The following is a 20,451-nucleotide window of genomic DNA, read 5'->3' on the forward strand; positions in this document are numbered from 1 at the left end:
ATCCTTACCATCGCACCGGGGAGAGACCGCAATGCCAAGACACACCAAGTTCCGCCGCGCCGCCCTCTGGGTCGCGCTCGGCGCATGCATCGCCGCCACTTCGCCAGCGGTGTTCGCCCAGAGCGCGACCGGCGCGGTCGCCGGTCGCGCCACGGCCGGCGACCAGATCACCGTGACCAGCGCCGACACGGGCCTCACCCGGACGATCTCGGCCGGCTCGGAGGGCGCGTACCGCCTTGCCCAGCTGCCGGTCGGCGACTACACGCTCGTGGTGTCGCGCAACGGACAGCCGGTGGGCGCCCCGATCCGGGTGAACGTCGGCCTCGGCGGCACGACCACGGTCAACGTGGGCGGCGACGGCGCACTGGTAAACCTGGACGCGGTCCAGGTGGTCGGCTCGCGCGTGATCAATCGCGTCGACGTGCGGTCCACCGAGTCGGCCACGAATATCCGCCGCGAGGAACTGGCCCGGCTCCCGGTCGACCAGAGCCTCGCGTCGGTCGCATTGCTCGCCCCCGGCGTGGTGGCCTCGGGCGCCACGTTCGGCGGCCTCACCTTCGGCGGCTCGTCGGTGGCGGAGAACGCCGCCTACATCAACGGGCTCAACGTCACCGATCCCTACCGGCGCCAGGGCTTCTCCAGCGTCCCGTTCGGCTTCTACGAGGAGTTCCAGGTCAAGACCGGCGGCTACTCGGCCGAGTTCGGCCGCACCACGGGTGGCGTCATCAATGCGGTCACACGGTCGGGCACCAACGAGTTCAAATCCGGGGCGCAGGTCACCATGGAACCGCGGGCCTGGACATGGGATCGCAAGGACCAGTTCCATTCGGACGGGACGATCGACGAGCGCGACCGCAGGAGCCGCGATGGCGCGTCTCTCTACAAGGCCAACGTGTGGGCATCCGGACCCATCATCCGCGACCGCCTGTTCTTCTTCGCGATGTACGAGAAGCGGGAAAGCAACCCGCGCGACATCGACACGGTCGAGGCCTGGTACACCGACAGCAGCAACGACTTCTGGGGTGCGAAGCTGGACTGGCAGATCAACGACGACCATCTGCTGGAGCTGCTCGCGTTCTCGGACAAGTCGGATTCGGCCACCAACGCCTACGAGTACGGCTGGGACACCACGGGGCTGGGCGCGAAGACCGGCGAAAGCCATGCCGGTTCCGGCGGCGACAACTGGTCGGTCACCTACACCGGCCATTTCTCCGACACCTTCGTCGCGAAGGCGATGTACGGCGTCAACGAACGCAGCGCCACCGCCGGCAGTCCGTGGGACCCCAGCTGCAGCATCGTGGGCCGTGACAGCAGCTACGATGCGCTGTTCCCACCGGTCTCCGTTCGTGAGGGCTGCCATCCGAGCAACAGCAGCATCAGCAACCGCTTCGACAAGCGCGAAGCCGCGCGCCTGGACTTCGAGTGGACGCTGGGCAACCACCTGCTGCGCTTCGGCTTCGACCAGGAAGTCATGGATTCGACCAGTTCAAGGGTCTATCCCGGCGACGGCAGGAGCTACACGGTGCTGGGCATCGAGGATGAGGACGACCGCGATCTACCCAACGGCGCACGGGTTCCGGATGGGGCGATGGCCTACGTGGACGCCCGCCACTACATCACCGGCGCGCCTGTCACCACCGAGGCCCACGCCGTCTATATCGAAGACAACTGGAACGTCACCCCGGACCTGCTGCTCAACCTCGGCGTCCGTGCCGACAAGTTCCACAACAAGCTGGCTTCCGGCGCCACGTTCGCGCGCGCGGACTTCGGCGACATGATCTCGCCGCGCCTGGGCTTCAGCTGGGACATGCGGGGCGACGGCACCACCAAGCTGTTCGGCAACGCGGGCCGTTACTACATCCCGATCACCAACAAGCTCACCGACTACTTCGGCGGCGGCACCACCGACGAACATACCTACTACGTGCTCGAGGGCTGGGACCAGCGGACCGACCCGGTCACCGGCACTCCCTACCTGTTCCCCGTGATCGGTGAGCAGCTTGGCCCGGTCAACACCGACGGCAACGCGCCCGCGCCCACCGACATGCGCACAGCGGTGGCGAACAACCTCAAGCAGGTGTTCCAGGACGAGTTCATCCTGGGCTTCCAGCAGGCGCTCAATCCCGCATGGTCCTGGGGCGTGAACGCCACCTATCGCGAAGTGACGCGGGCGGTGGAAGATGCGCGCATCAACCACGTCGACGGTTGTCCCTGGTATTCGGGTGACTGGCCGATCATCAATCCCGGCGAAACCACCACGCTCTGGTGCCCGGACACGCAGGACTGGGTGACCTTCGACAGCTCCCGGGACGGTTACATCGCGCTCGGCAGCAACCTGGTGATGGGCTACAAGAAACCCAAGCGCACCTACAAGGCGCTGGAGTTCCAGCTCGACCGCGCCTGGAACGACAAGTGGGCCTTCAACGCCAGCTATCTCTGGTCGAAATCGGAGGGCAACATCGAAGGTCCGGTCAACTCGGATACGGGCTACAACGACACCAACCTGGTGCAGTACTACGACCACCCGGCGGTCAACGAACGCTACGGCGTCCTGTTCAACGACTTCCGCCACCAGGTCAAGCTGCGCGGCAGCTTCAAGCTCAACGAGATGTGGAGCTTCGGTGCGACGTTCTCGGCGCGCTCTGGCGGCCCCATCACGGCGTTCGGGGTCCGCTGGCCGGACGACAACCGCAGCGCCGGCGGTCCAGGCGAATACAGTGGCGGCGGCAGTGGCTGGCTCTGCGTCTCCGGCTGCAGCGACTGGACCACGCGCGAACTGGTGTACACCGAACGGGGCGCGTTCGGGCGCATGCCGTGGGTCTACGACCTCGGCGCCAGTGCCACCTGGACGTTGCCGGTGGACGGCATCGACCTCAAGGCCCGCCTGTCGGTGTACAACCTGCTCAACAGGCAGACGGTCATCAACGTGCATTCGCGCTACGAGAGCACGCCGGGCAACGAGATGCCGTACTTCGGCGAAGGGACCGTCTGGCAATCCCCGCGCTACGCGCAGCTGGTCGTGACCTGGAACTTCTGACCCCCCTTGCGGCCACCTCCAGGGTGGCCGCTTTTTTTCCCGGGACTTCGACACGCCGCAGATCCGGCCCGATCCCGTGACGCGGGGTCAGGCCCGTGGCAGCTTCGACCCACACGTGTCCGGGCCGCTTTCGAAATTGACATGTTTCTTGCACGCATGTTAAGCAGCAGATCGGGGGGAACAAGCAGCGACGAAAGCCGCCGGCCAGGGGCCGGGGCCGCATCGCGCGTGCCATTGCTCAATTTCGGGGGAACCAATGTCAGCAGTCCTCAGCCGCATCACCACCGCGCCGGCGTCGGCACTTACGCTCGCCATCGCGCTCGCACTGGCAGGGACTGCCGCCGCACAGGACACCGCGCCCGCGGAGACGGGTAGCGAAACCACGCGCACGCTCGACCGCATCAGCGTGACCGGTTCGCGCATCAAGCGCACCGACATCGAGGCCGCGCTGCCGGTCACCGTGATCCAGAAGGAGGAGATCGAGGCGCAGGGCATCTCGTCGGCCGAACAGCTGCTGATGTACATGAACGTCGCCGGCAACGGTTCGGACAACCTGTCGGCCAACGCTGGCATTGCGCCGGCCGACCTGCGCGGCAACAACGGCGTGTCCGGTGCGAACCTGCGCGGGCAGGGTGCCGACGCCACGCTGGTGCTGCTCAACGGCCGCCGCGTCGCCACCCACGGCCTGCGCGGTACCGCGGTCGACCTGAATTCGATCCCGTTCGCGGCGATCGACCGGGTCGAGGTGCTGCGCGATGGCGCCTCGGCGGTCTACGGCACCGATGCCATCGGCGGCGTGATCAACTTCATCACCCGCACCGACTACCAGGGCGCGCAGGTCTCGGCCTTCGTCGACATGCCCGAGGAGGGCGGCGGCAACATCTACCGCACCGATTTCCTGGTGGGCGGCGGCGACCTCGACCGCGACCGCTGGAACGCCTTCCTCAGCGTGGGCGCGAAGAAAAACGACATCCTGCGCGGCAACGCCCGGGACTTCTCCAACGGTTTCCAGCCCGAACGCGGCCTCTCGCCCGACACCCGCGGCACGCCGTTCGCCACCATCTTCAACCTCGCCGGCAGCCTCACGGCCGCGGGCCTGAGCGCACCGGACGGCGCCACCGTGAATGGCGTGAACATCCTCGACCTGCCCGGCGGGCCGGGCTGCGAGGCGGGCGGCGACATGATGGGGCCGTACGACCATCGCCTGTGGTCCACCACCGCCACCAACGTGGCCTCGCAGTACGGCTGCGCCTGGGACTATCCGGCCGCGGCGGTCATGCTGCAGCCGCTGGAAACCCTGCAGGCGATCGGCCGGGCGACCTTCCGGCTCAACGATGCCCACCAGGCCTACGTCGAGTTCATGGGATCCAACGCCAAGGCCAACCGGATCTTCGAACCCAACCAGATCTCCTCGTCGGCCACCGAGACGGCCGTGTTCAACCCCAGCACCTGGTATCCGCTCAACGACCGCACGCGCGAGACCTACGACATGGTCTACGACGCGCTCTCGGGGCAGTTCGGCGCCGACGCGCTGGCCTATGGAGCGCCCATCGCCTACCGCTGGCGCTGCATGGAGTGCGGCCCTCGCGAGATCCAGACCACGACCAAGGCCTTCCGCTTCATGACGGGGATCGACGGTACGGTCGGCGGGTGGGACTACAGCCTCGGCCTGTCGCGTGCGTCGAGCGAATCCGAATCCGAACTGGGCACCGGCTACCACTATGTCGAGGGCCTGCAGGCCGCGTTCGCGCGCGGGCTGCTCAATCCCTTCCTGATGCCCGGCCAGCAGCAGAGCCCCGAGGCGCTCGCGGCGCTGCAGGCCGCATCGGCGCAGGGCGTGGTGCTGTACGGCGGCAAGTCGACCGTGACCAACTTCGACGCGGTGTTCTCGGGCAGCATCGGGCAACTGCCCGGCGGCGACCTGCAGGTGGCGTTCGGGGCCGACCTGCGCCGCGAGGCCTTCGAGTTCAATGGCGACCCGCGCGCCGCAGAGTCGCGTCCGGCGGTCTTCAATGCGCCGTTCGACGATGCGAACGCGCTGCCGGAGGCCACCCGCGACGTCAAGGCGGTGTTCACCGAGATCCACCTGCCGTTCTTCGAGCGCTTCGAGGCCACCCTGGCCGGCCGCTACGATCACTACTCCGGCTTCGGCGGCACCGCCAATCCGAAGGTGTCGTTCAAGTGGCAGCCGCTCGACGCGCTGGCCATCCGCGGCGCCTACAGCACCGGCTTCAAGGTGCCCGAGTTCAGCAAGCTCTTCAGCGGCATGACCGAGAGCCAGAACAACGCGCTGGACCTGGCCGACCCGGCCACCTGTCCGGGCGGTGTGGTCGACGAGACGGTGGCCGGCTGCGAGCAGATCGATCCCGACATCCTCACCGGCGGCAATCCCGATCTCGCGCCGGAGGAATCCCGCCAGAAGAGCCTGGGCTTCGTGCTGGCACCGGTCGACTGGTTCAACATGAGCATGGACTGGTGGCAGATCGAACGCATCAACACGATCCGCACCGGCCCCGACCTCGACATCCTGCGCGAGTATTACGACCTCTACAGCGACAACTGGATCCGCGACGCGTCTGGCACGGTGGTCCTGGTCGACCGTCGCTTCGTGAACTCCGGCGGCACGCTGATGAGCGGCGTCGAGGTGGACCTCAACTTCCGAGGCGAGCTGGCCGGCGGCAACTGGAACGTCAACCTCAACGGCAGCTACCTGGACAACTACCAGGACAAGCTGCTCGAGTTCATGCCGTACTCCGACAACAAGGTCGGCGAGTACATCCGCTACTGGAGCCTGCCGCTGCGCTGGAAGCACACGCTGGGCTTCGCCTGGTCGCGTGGCGACTGGTCGCACAGCCTGACCCAGCTCTACCGCCACGGCTACAAGGACGAGGAACCGACCAGCGTCTCGAGCGGCCACTACATTCCGTCGCAGTGGAATCCGGACGTCGACCGCTACATCAGCTACAACTACAGCACCACCTACAGCGGATTCGAGGGCCTGCGCCTGACCTTCGGGGTCAAGAACCTGCTGGACGAGGATCCGCCGTTCACCGCACACAAGAACGACTGGGCCAGCGGCGCCGGCTGGGAGCCGCGCATCGCCGACCCGCGTGGGCGTGCGTACACGCTGATGGTCCAGTACGACTTCTGGTGAGCGCGCGCAACGCAACCAGCAAGCGGGGAAGCGGCCTGCACGCGGCAGGCCGCTTCCTTTGCTGCCTGCTCGGCCTGTGCGCAGCAACCGCGCATGCGGACGCAAACCCACCCGCAACGGCCGTGCCCGACACGGCGGCGCTCGAAGCCGCCTTCGACGACGCCTTCGCGCGCTACCGCCCGCCGGGCCTGGCCGTGGGCGTGGTGGTGGACGGCGACGTGGTGTTCGCGCGGACCCGCGGCGAGCTGGCCGCAGGCAGCGGGCAGCAGGTCGATCGCGACACGCTGTTCAAGATCGCCTCCAACAGCAAGGCGATGACCGCCGCGGTGCTCGCGCGGCTGGTGGACCAGGACAAGCTGGACTGGACCGATCCGGTGGTGAAGCACCTGCCGGAGTTCCGCATGTACGACGACTGGGTGAGCCGCGAGATGCAGGTGCGCGACCTGCTGATCCACAACAGCGGACTCGGCGCGGGGGCAGGGGACCTGATGCTGTGGCCCGAGCCCAACCTGTTCACCCGCGCGGACGTGATCCACGGCCTGCGGTACCTCAAGCCGGCCTACAGTTTCCGTTCGCGCTATGCCTACGACAACACGCTCTACATCGTCGCCGGCGAGGTGGCGGCCGCGGCGGGCGGGGCGCCGTTCGACGAGCTCCTGCGCCGCGAACTGTTCGAACCGCTCGGCATGCGCCGCTGCCAGGCCGGCCAATGGCGGCGCGATGCGGTCGGCAACGTCGCGCAACCGCACCGGCGCGAGGCGGACGGGCGCCAGGTGGTGGCGGGCGGCGACGGCGAGCTCGTCGAGGACGTGCCGATGCTGGCGGCCGGCGGCATCCGCTGCAGCCTGGACGACATGCTGCGCTGGGCCACGATGTGGTTGCAGCCGGGCAACGCCGGCACCGACGGCACCGCGCTCTCTTACCTGTCTCCGGCGCAGCGCGAGGAAGTGTGGAAGAACCACATGCCCATGCCGCTGTCGAAGCGCATGCGCGAGTGGGACGACAGCCATTTCTCCGCTTACGGCTACGGCTGGCGGCTGACCGACGTCGACGGCACCTGGAAGGTCTCGCACACCGGCACGCTGTCGGGGATGTATTCGGCGCTGACGCTGCTGCCGCAGAAGGGCGTGGGCATCGTGATCCTGGCCAACGGCAACATGGAGGAGCTGCGCACGGTCCTGGGCCAGGTCCTGGTCAAGCGCTTCACCCGGCCACAGGACGCCTCGCTGACGGTCGCGCATTACGCCGGACTGCTGGCGGCGCGCGGGAGCGCGGACGCCGCGGCGGCGAACGACGCCGGCGCGACGCGGCGCGTCGCGGTCGGGCCCGACGACCGGTCGATGACGACGGGGCGCTACGTCGATCCCTGGTTCGGCGAGGTCGCGCTGTGCGCGGCAGGGGAGGGCGTCGAATTCCGCGCGCTCAAGTCGCCCAGCCTGCGCGGCGCGGTGCTGCGCAGCGGCGACCGGCTGCTCGTGGACTGGCATGATCCGGACGTGGATGCGGAGGCGTGGCTGTCGTTCCACGGCAGCGGCGACTCGACCCGGATGACGATGGCCAAGGTGGACCCGGATGCGGACTTCAGCTACGACTACGAGGATCTGGCCTTCCAGCGCATCGGCGACTGCGTTGCGCCCTGATCGGTGGTTCGCGCTCGCGCTGCTCGCCGCGCTGCTGTGCACGGCCTGCGGCTCATCGCCGCGCAGCGGGGCCGGCCAGCCGCCGCCGGATCCTTCCGACTCGACACTCGAGGCCGCCGGCCTGGTGGACATCGCAGGCCTGGTACCGGACATCGACCTCGACATCCGCTACGCCGGTCCGCGCAATTTCACCGGCAGGCCGGTGGAAGGCTACGACGCGCCGAAGTGCTACCTGCTGCGCGCCGCGGCCGAGGCCTTGCGCGACGTCGAACGGGAACTGCGCCCGCAGGGGCTGCGCCTGCGGATCTTCGACTGCTACCGGCCGGCGCGCGCCGTGCGGCAGTTCGTGCGCTGGGCCGCGGATTCCAGCGACCAGTCCACCAAGTCCGAGTACTACCCGGCACTCGACAAGGCCAGCCTGGTGCCGGGCTACATTGCCGACCGCTCCGGCCACAGCAAGGGCGCGACGGTGGACCTGACCGTGCTGGACTGCCGCAGCGGGCACTGCGCGCCGCTCGACATGGGCACGGCCTTCGACTTCTTCGATCCTCGTGCCAATACCGACCACCCCGGCATCACGCCCGCGCAGCGTGAAAACCGCACGCGGTTACGCGACGCCATGGCGCGGCACGGCTTCGAGAACTATCCCTTGGAGTGGTGGCACTACAGCTTCCGGATGGAGCCGCCACCGGCGATCTTCCACGATGTGCCGATCCGCTAGGACCGGCCGACCGGACTCAGCCGATCTTCTTGAACGTATTGGTATTGCCGAGCTTCTCGATCTTGCCACCGGCCTTGCGGAACGCGGCCATGTGGTCCTCGATCTGCTCGCGGGTGAGGGAGGCAGTCTGCTTGCCGCCGGACTTGCCGGACTTGCGGAGAACGGTGTTGTTGGTCTTGGGCGCCATCAGGGTCTTCAGTTGCGGATGGGTGCGTCACCATAGCGTGAACGCTGTAAAATTTTGTCAATTGGCTCCGGACGTCGCTGAAAACGGCAGGATTTGCGCGGATCTTTTGCCAAACTGTCGTTATTGAGTCCGTTCGTCCCATGAAGGTGCGCCGGCAGGATCTTGCAGGGCGCCTCAGCCCGCAGCCCAGCCCAGGGCCGCGCGGCTTGCGACCAGCCGCGCCACGCCCGAACCCTCCAGCACCTTCAGCGAAGGGGCGGCGAGTTCCGGCAGCCCGGCCACCGCATCGCGCACCACGGCCACCTCGAACTCCCGCGAATGGGCGTCGATCGCAGTAGCCAGCACGCAACCCTCCAGCGCCATGCCGGTCAGCAGCAGGCGGCGCACTCCCAGCTTGGCCAGCAACACCCCCAGCGGCGTGGCCAGGAAGGCCGAGCGCTTGGGCTTGAGCACGAAGTGGTCGCGCGGACCCGGATCGAGGCGGCTGGCAATTTCGGCCGGCGCGCCGCCTTCGTGGACTGCCATCGCCACCTGCTCGTGGAAGTCCGAACGCCAGCGGGCGAAGTTGTCGTTGGCGAACACGACCGGCCAGTCGCGGTCGTGGAAGCCGCGCCGCAGCCGCTGGATCTTCCTGGCGGCCGCCACGGCGCGCGGTGTCATCCGCTCCGCCTGCGGGAAGTCCAGCAGGCTGATCATGTCGATGACCAGCAGCGCGGCGGGGGCGTCCCCACCGGCCATGCTCAGTCGGGCCTCTTCGCCGGAATGAAGGGCGACACCGGATCGCTGGCCGGGAACGTCTCTTCCAGCGCCTCGTCCTGGTTCTCGCTTTCGTGATCCTTGCGCACGGCGCGTTCGGTCGGCGACTCGTCGCGGTCGGGCGGGGACTTCGGGGGATCCTTGCGGTCGCGGCTCATGGGCGTGTCTCGCGTTCGGGGGAGGCGATTGATAGCGCAGGCCGCGTTGCGCCGGCGTGACCCCCTCGCGCCGCCAGCCGAAGCTCGTCCAAGGGCGCGCCGCGCGCACTGCTGAACGCGAGGCATCGGGCGCGCAGCCGCGACCGGATGCCCGCGGCATGCAGGCATCGGCTTGACATGCCGCCGCGTAGGATCGGTTGGCAATACCTCCCACGGCAGAACGTCATGGCGCAGCACGCGGAACGGGTCCACACCCGCCACGAAGACATCGAAAGACTCTCGTCGCTATGCGACGCACTGGACGAGGAAGCGCGGGTCAGGGTCACACTGGCCAACGGCTCCACCCTGTCCGGCGTGGTCCTGGCCAAGCCCGGACTGCAGACCTTCCTCGACCACAGTGGCAACGAGGGCGTCAACGCCATCCTCAAACTCGACAACATCGGCGGCATGGGCGTGATGCGCTACTTCTGGCTGGACGACGTGGTCGACGTCTCCCGGCAACCTTCCGACGAGGCTCCGGGGCACTGAGAGGCTCCTGGGCTCTGAGCGGGGGTGCGCCCCGCAGCCTTTCGCAAGTCGCGGGCGCCTGCGTGGAGGTGGCGTCCTAACGATCAGGGAGCCGGCTCGCGGCCATCTCGAGATCCCCCACCAGCTGCGTCCGGGCGCCTTCGCGAACGGTCCCACGCATGCGCAGGATCGCGGAGGGATGCCATGTCGCCAGCGCGCAGCTGCCCTGGCCGAGATCGTGCCACTGGCCGCGTTCGCGCGTGAGCCGGAAGCCGGTGCCGAACAGGGTCTGCGCGGCCATCGCGCCCAGCGCCACGATGACCCCGGGCCGCACCCGCGCCAGCTCCGCGGCGAGCCACGGGCGGCACGCGGCCTGTTCGCCTGCGTTGGCCCGCTTGTGCAGGCGCGCCTTGCCGCGCTGCTCGTACTTGAAGTGCTTGACGGTATTGGTCAGGTAGACCCGGCCCACATCGATGCCGGCGTCCTGCATGGCCTCGCGCAGCAGCCGCCCGGCGGGGCCGACGAACGGTTCGCCCTGCAGGTCCTCCTGCGATCCGGGCTGCTCGCCGATCAGCATCATCGCAGCGCTGCTGCTGCCCTTGCCGAACACGGTCTGCGTGCCGAACCGCCACAGCGGACAGCGGCGACAGGCCTGTGCCTCGCGCCGCAGCTTGGCCAGACTGCCGGCCGGGATCTCGTCCACCGGCTTGGCCAGCGGCGGAACGCCCGTGCGACGCGCCGCGCCCATTCAGCGCGCCGGCTGCGACTGCGGCGGCGGGCTCTTTTGCGGTTCGACCGGCATGGTCGTCCGCGGCGGGTACTGACGCAGGCACGCTTCGCGTTCGGCGCCGGTCACGCGTCCGCAGGCCAAGGCATGGGGATTGGCGTCTGGCGTGGCGGCATCGTTCGTGGGCACAGCGGGTACGTCGGTCGCGGACACGGTGCCCGGTGGCACCCGGTGTTGCGCGCAGGCTGTCACCAGCACCAGGCAGGGGGCGGCGATGGACGGGTGGCGAAGCGGATTCAGCGTCGGATTCATTCTGGTCTCCTGCGCGCGCGTGGCGGCAGCTTTTCACCGCCTGCGCCAAGCACGGGTGAAGCGCTGCGCGCCTTACCGATTCCGTAAGACCGCCGCGACGTGGGCTGCACGGACCGCGTGCCATCGTGCACGTCCAGCCCGGACGGAGGACGAGATGAACGAGGAGGCGAAACAGCAACTGCCACCGCAGGAGCAGGAACACCAGCCCGGCCGGCAGTCGGAAATGCATCCGCAGCCCGAGAGCATCCGCGACAGCTATCGCGGGTCCGGGCGCCTGGACGGGAAGGTGGCGCTGATCACCGGCGGCGACAGCGGCATCGGCCGTGCAGTCGCCGTCCACTTCGCGCGCGAGGGCGCCAAGGTGGTGATCGGCTACCTGGAGGAGAACAAGGACGCCGCGGAAACCGCGCGCCTGGTACGCGAAGAGGGCAGCGAATGCACCACCGTCGCGGGCGACGTGGGCGACCCGGAGTTCTGCCGCGAACTGGTACAGCGCGCCGTCGACGAACATGGCCGTCTCGACATCCTGGTCAACAACGCCGCCGAGCAGCACACCGTCGAGAAGCCCGAGGAGCTGACCGCCGAACAGGTCGAACGCACCTTCCGCACCAATGTGTTCGCCTACATCAATTCGCCACCTCGGCGCTCGAGCACCTGGGCAAGGGCGGCGCGATCATCAACACCGGTTCGGTCACCGGTGTCCGGGGCCATGAAAAACTCATCGACTATGCCTCGACGAAGGGCGCGATCCATGCGCTGACCTTCTCGCTGGCCCAGGCCGTCGCCGACCGCGGCATCCGCGTCAATGCCGTGGCGCCGGGACCGATCTGGACGCCGCTGATCCCGGCCAGCTTCAGCGCCGAGGAGGTGGCCGAGTTCGGCGCCTCGACCCTGCTCAAGCGCCCGGGGCAGCCATCCGAAGTGGCCCCCGCCTACGTGTTCCTCGCCAGCGAAGAGGCGTCCTTCATCACCGGCCAGACCATCCACATCAACGGAGGAGGGCACATCAGTGCGTAATTCCAATCGATCACAGCGCAGGTCCGGACCGGCCGGCGACCATCGCGACGCCGGCAACGTGGCCGGCGTCGGCGAGCTCAGGGCAGTGGCCGAACGCCTACTGGAAACCGGTACGCATTACCTGGAGCAGGGACGCGCCTGGCTGCATGCGGCAACCCGCAGGGAGCAGGACGACCGCCGCGAGGAACCGTATGGTCCAGGCGCCGGCGGCTACGGGCCGCGAGCGGCGTTCCGTCCGGAGCACGACGGGCCGGACGCGGACGACTGGTCCGCCCAAGGCCAATCCTCGCGCGAGCGCGGTCCGTACGCGCCCGACGAATATTCGTTCTCCGCGACCGGCGGCTCACCCGAAGCGCGCCACCGCGCCGGCTACGACTACGACGATCACCGCAGCCGCGAGTTCGACGCACGCGCCGAGGATCTCGCCCGGCACCGCGGCCGGGACTTCGATGCCGGCACCGGCCGCCGCCATCCGGGCTGGCGCGGCGCGCTCGACGCGGAGGCCTATCTGCCCGGGAGCTACGGCTACGGCGGCGAAGGCCGGATGCAGAGCGGCGCCGAGGCATCTGCCCGTGGCGATCATCACCATGCGCACGGGAGCAGCGGCTTCGCGCAGGCATCCGGGCGCTGGGAGCGGGCGTACACCGCGCAGGGGCAGGGCAGCCATCGTGGACGCGGCCCCCGTGGCTATGCCCGGTCCGACGAGCGCATCCTGGAGGACGTGAACGAGCGTCTGTGCGACGACCCGATCGTCGATGCCACCGACATCGAGGTGCGCTGCACGCAGGGCTGCGTGGTACTGGAGGGCAAGGTGCCGACGCGATGGATGAAGCATCGCGCCGAGGACATCGCCGACTCGGCGTCGGGGGTCAAGGATGTCGAGAACCGGATCCGCGTGGTCGCCGAAGAGCCCGCATCGCAGGGCGATTTCGACACGAGCCGTCCCAGCAATTCGGCAGCGACCGGCACGGGCGCGTCGACGGCGTCGTCGGAGTCCCCGGCGAAAACCGGTACCGGCAAGCAGCGCCAGGCTCCCACCGACGACGCGACCACGGCCGGTACGCAGCCGCAGGCGCCGCATTAGGGACAGCGCGGACCAGGACACTGCAGTCCCGAACCGACGTGGCTTCCGGGCACGGAAGTCACGTCGGGATGACTACCGCGCAGCGCAGCTTCCGAACGATTCCGGACGCAAGGTGCCTGCCCGCACCGGCCTGATGTCCGTGCTGCACCACTCCTTCACCGAGTGGCCAGCAAGCTGGCCGGCAGACGGCTGGCCACGACGGAGTGGGCATGGGTACCGCACGCACCATCCCGGTATGGGACGACATCGCCGCGCAGACGGCGGACTGGTGGGACGACAAGACCGAGCAGATCGATTGCGACGTGATCGTGGTCGGCGCGGGCATCGCCGGCCTCACGACGGCGCTATGCCTGCTGCGCGAGGGCCGGCAGGTGGTGCTGGTCGATCGCGGCGGCATTGGCGCCGGCGAAACCCTGCGCACCAGTGCGCACCTGGCGTCGGCGCTGGACGACCGTTTCAGCGTACTCGCCCGCTACCACGGGCACGACGGCGCACGGCTGGCCGCCGCCAGCCACGCCGCGGCCATCGACTGGATCGAAGCGCAGGCCGGTCAGGACGCGACGGGCTGCGGCTTCCGCCGCATTCCCGGATACCTGTTTCCCTGCAATGACGATCCCGCGACGCTTGAGCGGGAGGCCGAGGCCGCGGCCCGCGCCGGCCTCGAGGTCGAGCTGCAGCGCGAAGGCCTGCCCACGCTGCAGGCATTGGGACCGGTTCTGCGTTTCGCCGGCCAGGCGCGGATCGACATCGCCGCCTACGTCCTGCATCTGGCGCGCGCCGTCCGCGAAGCCGGCGGTCGCTTCCTGCGCGCCGAGGCCACCGCCATGGCCGGCGGCGATGCGCCCATCGTGGAACTGCGCAGCGGCGCGCGCCTGCGCGCACGCGCGGTCGTGTCCGCCGCCAACGTGCCGTTCCACCAGACCGGCGTGGCCTGGCTCAAACAGGCCGCGTACCGCACCTATGTCGTGGCCGGGCATGCGCCGCGGGGTTCGATCCCCGACGCGCTGTACTGGGACGACGGGGATCCCTACCACTACGTCCGCCTGCTCGAGGGCGGCGACGAAGGCGAGGTGCTGGTCCTCATCGGTGGCGAGGACCACAAGGTCGGCCAGGACGACGATCCCGAAGCCTATGTCCGCCTGCAGGCCTGGGCGCGCGAACGCTTTCCGTCCATCGACCGCTTTACCGCCGCCTGGTCGGGCCAGGTCCTTGAACCGGCCGACGGACTGGCATTCGCCGGCGCCGATCCCGGCCAGGACAACGTCTACCTGGTCACCGGCGACTCCGGCAACGGCCTGACCCACGGCACGCTTGCCGCCTTGCTGCTGTGCGACCTGATCCAGGGCCGCGCGAACGACTGGGCCGAACTCTACGACCCCGCGCGCCGTCGCTGGGCCAGCGCCGGACCGTGGCTGCGCGAGAACCTCAATTCCGGCTCGCAGTACCGCGACTGGGTCGGTCCGGCGGACCTCGACGATCCGGCGGAACTCACCGCCGGCAACGGCGCGGTGATCCGGCGCGGGCTGCGGCGTATCGCGGTCTATCGCGATGGCGAGGGCAACCTGCATGCCCATGACGCCCGCTGCACGCACATGGGCTGCGTGGTGCGATGGAGCAGCGAAGAGAAATCCTGGGACTGCCCCTGCCACGGATCGCGCTTCGACGTGATGACCGGCGCGGTGCTCAATGGCCCGGCGAGCGAACCGTTGTCGCCGTGCGCCCTGGATGCCGCAGACGCACCGGACGGGCGATGAGCCGCGACGCGGGCACGGACGTGGTGCGCGTCGCCGGACGGGTCGCGGCCAGCAGGCCGATCGCGAACGCGGCGTATGCCGACCACAGGCCAACCGCACCGATACTGTGTTCGAAGCCGGGGCTCAGGCGGCGGGGGACGACGTGGTAGTCCACAACATAGGCCAGGGCGGCAATCCCGGCAGCGCGCGCGACGCGGCCGGGCAGGCGCGCATGCTGCGGACGCAGGGCCTCGTAACCGGTTGCCCAGAACACCGAACTGGCGTGGTGGATGGCATATCCGACCGCCGTGAACTTCAGCGATACGCGCGCGGCGGCGCGCGCCTCGGGATACCAGATCCACTGGCTGGCGGCATTGGTACCCGCGGCGGCCCGTCCGCTGCGGCAACGGCTGCACACCGACACGGCGAAGGTACTCAGCACGCTCGCCACGCTGCCGGAACGCCAGGCGCGGACGAGCAGCGGCGCGAGCCGCGGCTGTGCGTGCTGGTCCTCGGTGGCGGGCTGATCGGCGGGGCGCTGTGCGACGCGCTGCTGGCCTGCGGTCATCGGGTCCTCCTGGCAACGCGCGGGGGCCGGGCGCGGACGGGGGTGGAAGCGCTCGCGCTCGATTTCAACGCGCTACCCGGCAAACCTGCCCTGGCCGATGCGCTGGCCGGCGTGGACGTGCTGGTCAATACGGTCGGTATCTTCCGGCAGACAGCACAGCAGGGCTTCGATGCAGTGCATGTGAAAGGCCCACTGCGGATCTTCGAGGCCGCCTGCGCGGCGGGCGTACGACGCATCGTGCAGCTCTCGGCGCTCGGTGCGGACAGCACGTCACCGTTGCCGTATTTCGCCAGCAAGGGACGCGCCGAAGCGCTGCTGCGGGCGCTGCCGGTCGAACAGGCGCTCGTGCGGCCGTCGCTGGTGTTCTCGCCGGACGGAGCCAGCACGCGCTGGTTCGCGCAACTGGCCAGCCTGCCGCTGCTGGCCTTGCCCGACGGCGGTGCGCAGCCGGTGCAGCCGGTGCATCTGGACGACCTGGTCGATGCGCTGTTGCGCCTGGTCGAGGCGCCGCAGATCCCTCCGGCGCTGGACGTCGTCGGGCCGCGTGCACTGTCGCTGCGCGAATACCTCGGCCTGTTCCGTCGCGCCATGGGCTCCAAGGGATGGACGATCGCCATCCCGGGGAGCGTGGCGCGCGTCGTGGCGGGCGCGGCCGCCGCGCTGTCGCCGCGCCTGCCGCTGGACCGGGACGCCCTGGCCATGCTCGATGCCGGAAGCACCGCCGACGCAGGCCCGTTCGCGCGGTGGCTCGGCCGCGAGCTGCGGCCGCTGGAGACGTTCCTGTCCCCAACCGTCGCCGGCACGATGCGCTGGCAGGCGACGCTGGGCTGGGCCGTGCCGGCGATGCGCTGGACGCTGGCCCTCATGTGGCTGGCGACCGGCGTCATCTCGCTGTGGCTGTATCCGCGCGAGTTGAGCCTGGAGATGCTGGCACGCGTCGGCCTGCAGGGTGGCCTGGCCGAAGTCGCGCTGTGGTCGGCGGGGCTGCTCGACCTCGCCCTGGGCGCCGCACTGCTGGTGGCGCGATGGCGGCCGTGGGTCTACCTGGCGCAGCTGGCGCTGGTGCTCGGATACACACTCATCATCACCGCCTGCCTGCCGGAGCAATGGCTCCACCCGTTCGGGCCCTTGCTCAAGAACCTGCCGCTGCTGGCAATGATCCTCACGCTGTTCGCACTGGACCGCAGGCCATGGACCTGATCTTCGCGAAGTACCTGCACGTGCTGTCCTCGACCCTGCTGTTCGGTACCGGCATCGGCACTGCCTTCTACCTGTTCTTCGTCAGCCGGACCGGGGATGCGCGGGTGGTCGCCGTCGTGGCCCGCCACGTGGTGATCGCGGACTGGATCTTCACCGCCACCACCATCGTGTTCCAGCCCCTGAGCGGGTTCTACCTGGCCCACCGCATGGGCATCCACTGGACCACGCCGTGGGTCTACTGGTCGACGGTGCTGTTCGTGATCGCGGCACTGTGCTGGCTGCCGGTGGTGTGGCTGCAGATGCGCCTGCGCGACATCGCGGTGGAGGCCGCGGCGGCCGGGCGCGGGCTGCCGCCCGGCTATGCCAGGTACCTGGGCAGCTGGGCCGCGCTGGGCGTGCCGGCGCTGGTCTCGTTCCTCGCCATCTTCTACATGATGGTCTCGCGGCGCGTACCGTTCCTGGACTGAGCGCCCGATTCACCGGCATTTAGCGCCGTCCGTGGTATCAGGAGCGGATGGATGCCTTGCTCCTCTCCCGGATCCAGTTCGGCTTCGTCATCAGCTTCCATGTCCTGTTCCCTGCGTTCACGATCGGGCTTTCGAGCTGGCTGGCCTTCCTGGAATACCGCTGGCTGCGCACGCGCGATGCGGTGTGGAAGGACCTGTACTTCTTCTGGCTGAAGATCTTCGCGGTCTCGTTCGGCATGGGCGTGGTCAGCGGCATCGTGATGAGCTTCCAGTTTGGCACCAACTGGTCGGTGTTCGCCGAGCGCGCCGGGGCGGTTCTGGGGCCGCTGCTGGGCTTCGAGGTGCTGACGGCCTTCTTCCTGGAAGCCACGTTCCTCGGCGTGATGCTGTTCGGCTGGAAGCGGGTGCCGGAGCGGCTGCATTTCCTGTCGACCTGCATGGTCGCGCTGGGCACGCTGATCTCGACCTTCTGGATCCTCTCGGCCAACAGCTGGATGCAGACCCCGCAGGGCTACGAACTGGTCGATGGCATGTTCCATGTCACTTCGTGGCGGGAGGTGATCTTCAATCCCTCGTTCCCCTATCGCCTGGTCCACATGACGCTGGCGGCCTTCCTGACCACCTGTTTCGTGATCGGCGGGGTGTCCGGCTGGTACCTGCGCAAGGGCGTACACCGCGAAGCGGCCCTGCGCATGCTGCGGCTCTCCACCGCGTTCGCCCTGATCGTGGTGCCACTGCAGATCCTGGCCGGCGACCTGCACGGCCTCAATACCGCCGAGCACCAGCCGCTCAAGGTCGCCGCCATGGAGGGTCACTGGGAACGGCGGCCGGAAGGGGAGGGCATGCCGCTGGTGCTGTGGGCGGTTCCCGACCAGGAGGCCGGAACGAACCGGCAGGAGGTCGCGATTCCGCGCCTGGGCGGGGTGATCCTCACCCACAGCTGGGATGGCCAGATCGAGGCACTGGATTCGGCACCCGCCGAGGACCGGCCGCCGGTGGCGCCGGTGTTCTACGCATTCCGGGTGATGGTCGGACTCGGCATCGCGATGCTGCTGCTGGCCGTTGCGTCCGGCGTGCGCTGGCGGCAGGGAAGGCTGGCCACCGCGCGTGGCCTGCACCTGGGCTGGAACCTGATGCTGCCTGCGGGCTTCGTGGCCATCCTCGCCGGCTGGTTCGTCACCGAAATGGGGCGCCAGCCCTGGGTGGTCTACGGGCAGCTCCGCACCGCCGACGCGGTCAGCCGGATCGATGCCTCCAGCGTGGCGATTTCGCTGGGGATCTACGTGCTCGCCTACGCGGTGGTGTTCGGCTTCGGCGCCGCCTACATCCTGCAGATGCTGCGTCGCGGCCCGCTGCCGCATGAACCCGAGCCTGACACGGAGGGCGGCGAACGCACGCCGGCCCGGCCGCTGAGCGCCGCGGACGCGACGCTGGAAGAAGGAGCGCGCTGATGCCGATGGAAACCTGGCTGCCGGTCGTCTGGTTCTGCGTGATCGGGTTCGGCGTACTGATGTACGTCGTGCTCGACGGCTTCGTGCTCGGGCTCGGCATCCTCGCGCCGTTCGCCGAGGACGGCGACCAGCTCGACCACATGATGAATACCGCCGCCCCGATCTGGGACGGCAACGAGACCTGGCTGGTGCTGGGCGGGGCAGGGCTGCTGGCCGCGTTCCCGGCCGCCTATGCGCTGGTGCTGTCGGCGCTGTACCTGCCGGTGCTGCTGATGCTGATCGCGCTGGTATTCCGTGGCGTCGCGTTCGAATTCCGCTTCAAGGCCGGGAGCACCAGATGGCTCTGGGGCTGGGCGTTCGCGCTGGGCTCGCTTTGCGCCGCGTTCTGGCAGGGCGTGATCCTGGGCGCGCTGGTCGAGGGCATGCCGGTGGAGGAGGGGCGCTACATCGGCGGGCTGCTGTCCTGGTTCAGCCCGTTCTCGATGCTGACCGGCGCGGCGGTGGTCTTCGGCTATGCCTTGCTGGGCAGCACCTGGCTGATCCTCAAGACCGAAGGTGATCTGCAGCGCATGGCGCGCGTACTGACCCGCCCGCTGGTGCTGGTGGTCGCGGTGTTCATGGGACTGGTCAGCGCCTGGCTGCCGTTCCTGGATTCGCGCGTGATGGCGCGCTGGTTCGAGAGCGGCAACTTCTGGTGGCTCTCGCCGGTCCCCGCGCTCACGCTGCTCACCGCATTCGCGCTGTGGCGCGCGGCCATGGCGCAGGGGCGCGATGCGCGCCCGTTCGTCCTGACCCTGTGTTTCTTCGGCCTGGGCTTCGCCGGGCTGGTGCTGGGCATGTGGCCGTACCTGGTGCCGCCGTCGCTCACGCTGTGGGAGGCGGCGGCTCCGCCTTCGTCACAGGGCTTCATGCTGGCGGGGGTCGCGGTGCTGCTGCCGGTGATCCTGGGTTACACGGCGTGGTCGTACCGGGTCTTCCGCGGCAAGATCCTGGCGGGGCAGGGCTACCACTGAGGGGTCCCCGCGCCGTGACCTCAGGTCATGGCCGAAGGCGCATCGTAGGAAAGCGGCGTCGCGCCCGCGATCTCCATGACCTGGTGCACGGCCGGCATGGCCTCCGGCTCGGCGTCGACCACCACCAGCACGCTGCCCGACTCGAGTTCCGACCGGAACTGGCGCCGCAGCGGATCCTGGATCGAGGCGCCAGCCAGCGACGACGCGAGGCCACCAAGCACCGCGCCCACCGGAATCGCGATCAGCAGTGCGTACGCGGGCACCTTCCAGACCGCCATCAGCACCAGCGCGAGCACCAGCCCGATGGCGGCGCCGATCAGCATGCCGCGCAGGGCCGCCGGCACGAGGTCGCTGTCGGCCATCTTGCGACGGTCGCTGACCCGCTCCATCTCGACCTCGGGCCGGGCGACGATATGGACATCCTCGTCGGGAATTCCGCCGGCCACGGCCAGTTGGACCGCCCGGTTTGCGTCGTCGACGCTGCGCGTTCTGAATACGTGGCGATGCTTGAGGGACATGTGTCCTCCATTGCCTCTGCGGCATGGAACAGAGCCATCGCAGTCTAGTCAGGCGGATGTGCGGCGCATGTAAACGCCACGGGCAAGCGCCAGAAGCGGCTCGTTCAACGGGGCTGGACGGCCCCAGGCGTATGTTGCGCACTCACGCCTGGCCCCGGACGGCCTGCCCGTTGCGCTTCCAGGCACCCCGGGCAACGCGAT

At 69.0% G+C, this 20,451-nt stretch carries 18 protein-coding genes and 1 pseudogene; 12 read left to right on the plus strand and 7 right to left on the minus strand.

Annotation, left to right across the window (positions count from 1 at the left end):
- The first annotated feature begins 31 nt into the window (after positions 1–31).
- From Q0863_RS12990 to Q0863_RS13005, 4 genes are all read left to right on the plus strand, one after another.
- Entirely contained in the window at positions 32–3,037 is a 3,006-nt protein-coding gene (locus Q0863_RS12990) for a TonB-dependent receptor (RefSeq protein ID WP_298578645.1), read from the plus strand.
- A gap of 256 nt (positions 3,038–3,293) precedes the next feature.
- Entirely contained in the window at positions 3,294–6,191 is a 2,898-nt protein-coding gene (locus Q0863_RS12995) for a TonB-dependent receptor (protein WP_298578650.1), read from the plus strand.
- Positions 6,192–6,313: 122 nt separating this feature from the next.
- Positions 6,314–7,831 (plus strand): serine hydrolase, encoded by a 1,518-nt coding sequence (locus tag Q0863_RS13000; protein ID WP_298578657.1) that lies wholly within the window; start codon positions 6,314–6,316, stop codon positions 7,829–7,831.
- On the plus strand, positions 7,821–8,552 hold the full coding sequence (locus Q0863_RS13005) for a M15 family metallopeptidase (RefSeq protein ID WP_298578664.1): 732 nt from the start codon (positions 7,821–7,823) through the stop codon (positions 8,550–8,552). The genes Q0863_RS13000 and Q0863_RS13005 overlap by 11 nt, the downstream gene beginning before the upstream one ends.
- A gap of 16 nt (positions 8,553–8,568) precedes the next feature.
- On the opposite strand, the gene Q0863_RS13010 is transcribed toward Q0863_RS13005, so the two are convergent.
- The 3 genes from Q0863_RS13010 to Q0863_RS13020 all read right to left on the minus strand — a co-directional run bounded on the left by Q0863_RS13010 (position 8,569) and on the right by Q0863_RS13020 (position 9,653).
- Entirely contained in the window at positions 8,569–8,739 is a 171-nt protein-coding gene (locus Q0863_RS13010) for a hypothetical protein (RefSeq protein ID WP_298578673.1), read from the minus strand.
- Positions 8,740–8,913: 174 nt separating this feature from the next.
- The gene (locus Q0863_RS13015; RefSeq protein WP_298578681.1) at positions 8,914–9,477 is read right to left on the minus strand and encodes an isochorismatase family cysteine hydrolase; all 564 of its coding nucleotides are present in this window, start codon (positions 9,475–9,477) and stop codon (positions 8,914–8,916) included.
- Positions 9,478–9,479: 2 nt separating this feature from the next.
- Complete coding sequence (locus Q0863_RS13020) at positions 9,480–9,653, minus strand: hypothetical protein (protein ID WP_298578689.1); 174 nt, start codon at positions 9,651–9,653, stop codon at positions 9,480–9,482.
- 225 nt (positions 9,654–9,878) lie between these two features.
- On the opposite strand from Q0863_RS13020, the gene Q0863_RS13025 reads away from it, so the two are divergent.
- Positions 9,879–10,181, plus strand: a complete 303-nt coding sequence (locus Q0863_RS13025) for a DUF3247 family protein (protein ID WP_298578699.1) — start codon at positions 9,879–9,881, stop codon at positions 10,179–10,181.
- Between the two features lie 76 nt (positions 10,182–10,257).
- Here the strand turns inward: Q0863_RS13025 and Q0863_RS13030 are convergent, their stop codons facing one another.
- Both Q0863_RS13030 and Q0863_RS13035 read right to left on the minus strand, forming a co-directional pair.
- Positions 10,258–10,908: a UdgX family uracil-DNA binding protein gene (locus tag Q0863_RS13030; RefSeq protein WP_298578709.1), complete on the minus strand. Its 651-nt coding sequence runs from the start codon at positions 10,906–10,908 to the stop codon at positions 10,258–10,260.
- A complete protein-coding gene (locus tag Q0863_RS13035) occupies positions 10,909–11,199 on the minus strand; it encodes a hypothetical protein (RefSeq protein WP_298578718.1) in 291 nt (96 codons plus the stop codon).
- A gap of 223 nt (positions 11,200–11,422) precedes the next feature.
- Here Q0863_RS13035 and Q0863_RS13040 point away from each other — a divergent pair.
- The 3 genes and pseudogenes from Q0863_RS13040 to Q0863_RS13050 all read left to right on the plus strand — a co-directional run bounded on the left by Q0863_RS13040 (position 11,423) and on the right by Q0863_RS13050 (position 15,054).
- Positions 11,423–12,216 (plus strand): annotated as a pseudogene (locus tag Q0863_RS13040) (glucose 1-dehydrogenase).
- Between the two features lie 58 nt (positions 12,217–12,274).
- Positions 12,275–13,300 carry a BON domain-containing protein gene (locus Q0863_RS13045; RefSeq protein WP_298578726.1) on the plus strand — a complete coding sequence of 342 codons (1,026 nt, stop codon included), beginning with the start codon at positions 12,275–12,277 and terminating at the stop codon, positions 13,298–13,300.
- A gap of 209 nt (positions 13,301–13,509) precedes the next feature.
- Positions 13,510–15,054 (plus strand): FAD-dependent oxidoreductase, encoded by a 1,545-nt coding sequence (locus Q0863_RS13050; protein WP_298578733.1) that lies wholly within the window; start codon positions 13,510–13,512, stop codon positions 15,052–15,054.
- Here the strand turns inward: Q0863_RS13050 and Q0863_RS13055 are convergent.
- On the minus strand, positions 14,984–15,601 hold the full coding sequence (locus Q0863_RS13055; protein ID WP_298578742.1) for a hypothetical protein: 618 nt from the start codon (positions 15,599–15,601) through the stop codon (positions 14,984–14,986). The two genes, Q0863_RS13050 and Q0863_RS13055, sit on opposite strands and share 71 nt — an antisense overlap.
- Between Q0863_RS13055 and Q0863_RS13060 the strand changes: the two genes are divergently transcribed.
- From Q0863_RS13060 to cydB, 4 genes are read left to right on the plus strand one after another with little or no spacing between them, the layout of a single operon-like run.
- Positions 15,536–16,801 (plus strand): SDR family oxidoreductase, encoded by a 1,266-nt coding sequence (locus Q0863_RS13060; RefSeq protein ID WP_298578751.1) that lies wholly within the window; start codon positions 15,536–15,538, stop codon positions 16,799–16,801. The genes Q0863_RS13055 and Q0863_RS13060 overlap by 66 nt on opposite strands.
- On the plus strand, positions 16,792–17,268 hold the full coding sequence (locus Q0863_RS13065; RefSeq protein WP_298578760.1) for a DUF2269 domain-containing protein: 477 nt from the start codon (positions 16,792–16,794) through the stop codon (positions 17,266–17,268). Before Q0863_RS13060 ends, Q0863_RS13065 begins: the two co-directional genes overlap by 10 nt.
- A gap of 47 nt (positions 17,269–17,315) precedes the next feature.
- A complete protein-coding gene (locus tag Q0863_RS13070; protein WP_298578762.1) occupies positions 17,316–18,719 on the plus strand; it encodes a cytochrome ubiquinol oxidase subunit I in 1,404 nt (467 codons plus the stop codon).
- Positions 18,719–19,732, plus strand: a complete 1,014-nt coding sequence (cydB, locus tag Q0863_RS13075) for a cytochrome d ubiquinol oxidase subunit II (RefSeq protein ID WP_298578765.1) — start codon at positions 18,719–18,721, stop codon at positions 19,730–19,732. Before Q0863_RS13070 ends, cydB begins: the two co-directional genes overlap by 1 nt.
- A 20-nt stretch (positions 19,733–19,752) precedes the next feature.
- On the opposite strand, the gene Q0863_RS13080 is transcribed toward cydB, so the two are convergent.
- Entirely contained in the window at positions 19,753–20,250 is a 498-nt protein-coding gene (locus Q0863_RS13080) for a hypothetical protein (protein WP_298578766.1), read from the minus strand.
- Positions 20,251–20,451 lie beyond the last annotated feature (201 nt).

Source organism: uncultured Luteimonas sp. (assembly GCF_947492465.1).
GTDB lineage: Bacteria > Pseudomonadota > Gammaproteobacteria > Xanthomonadales > Xanthomonadaceae > Luteimonas.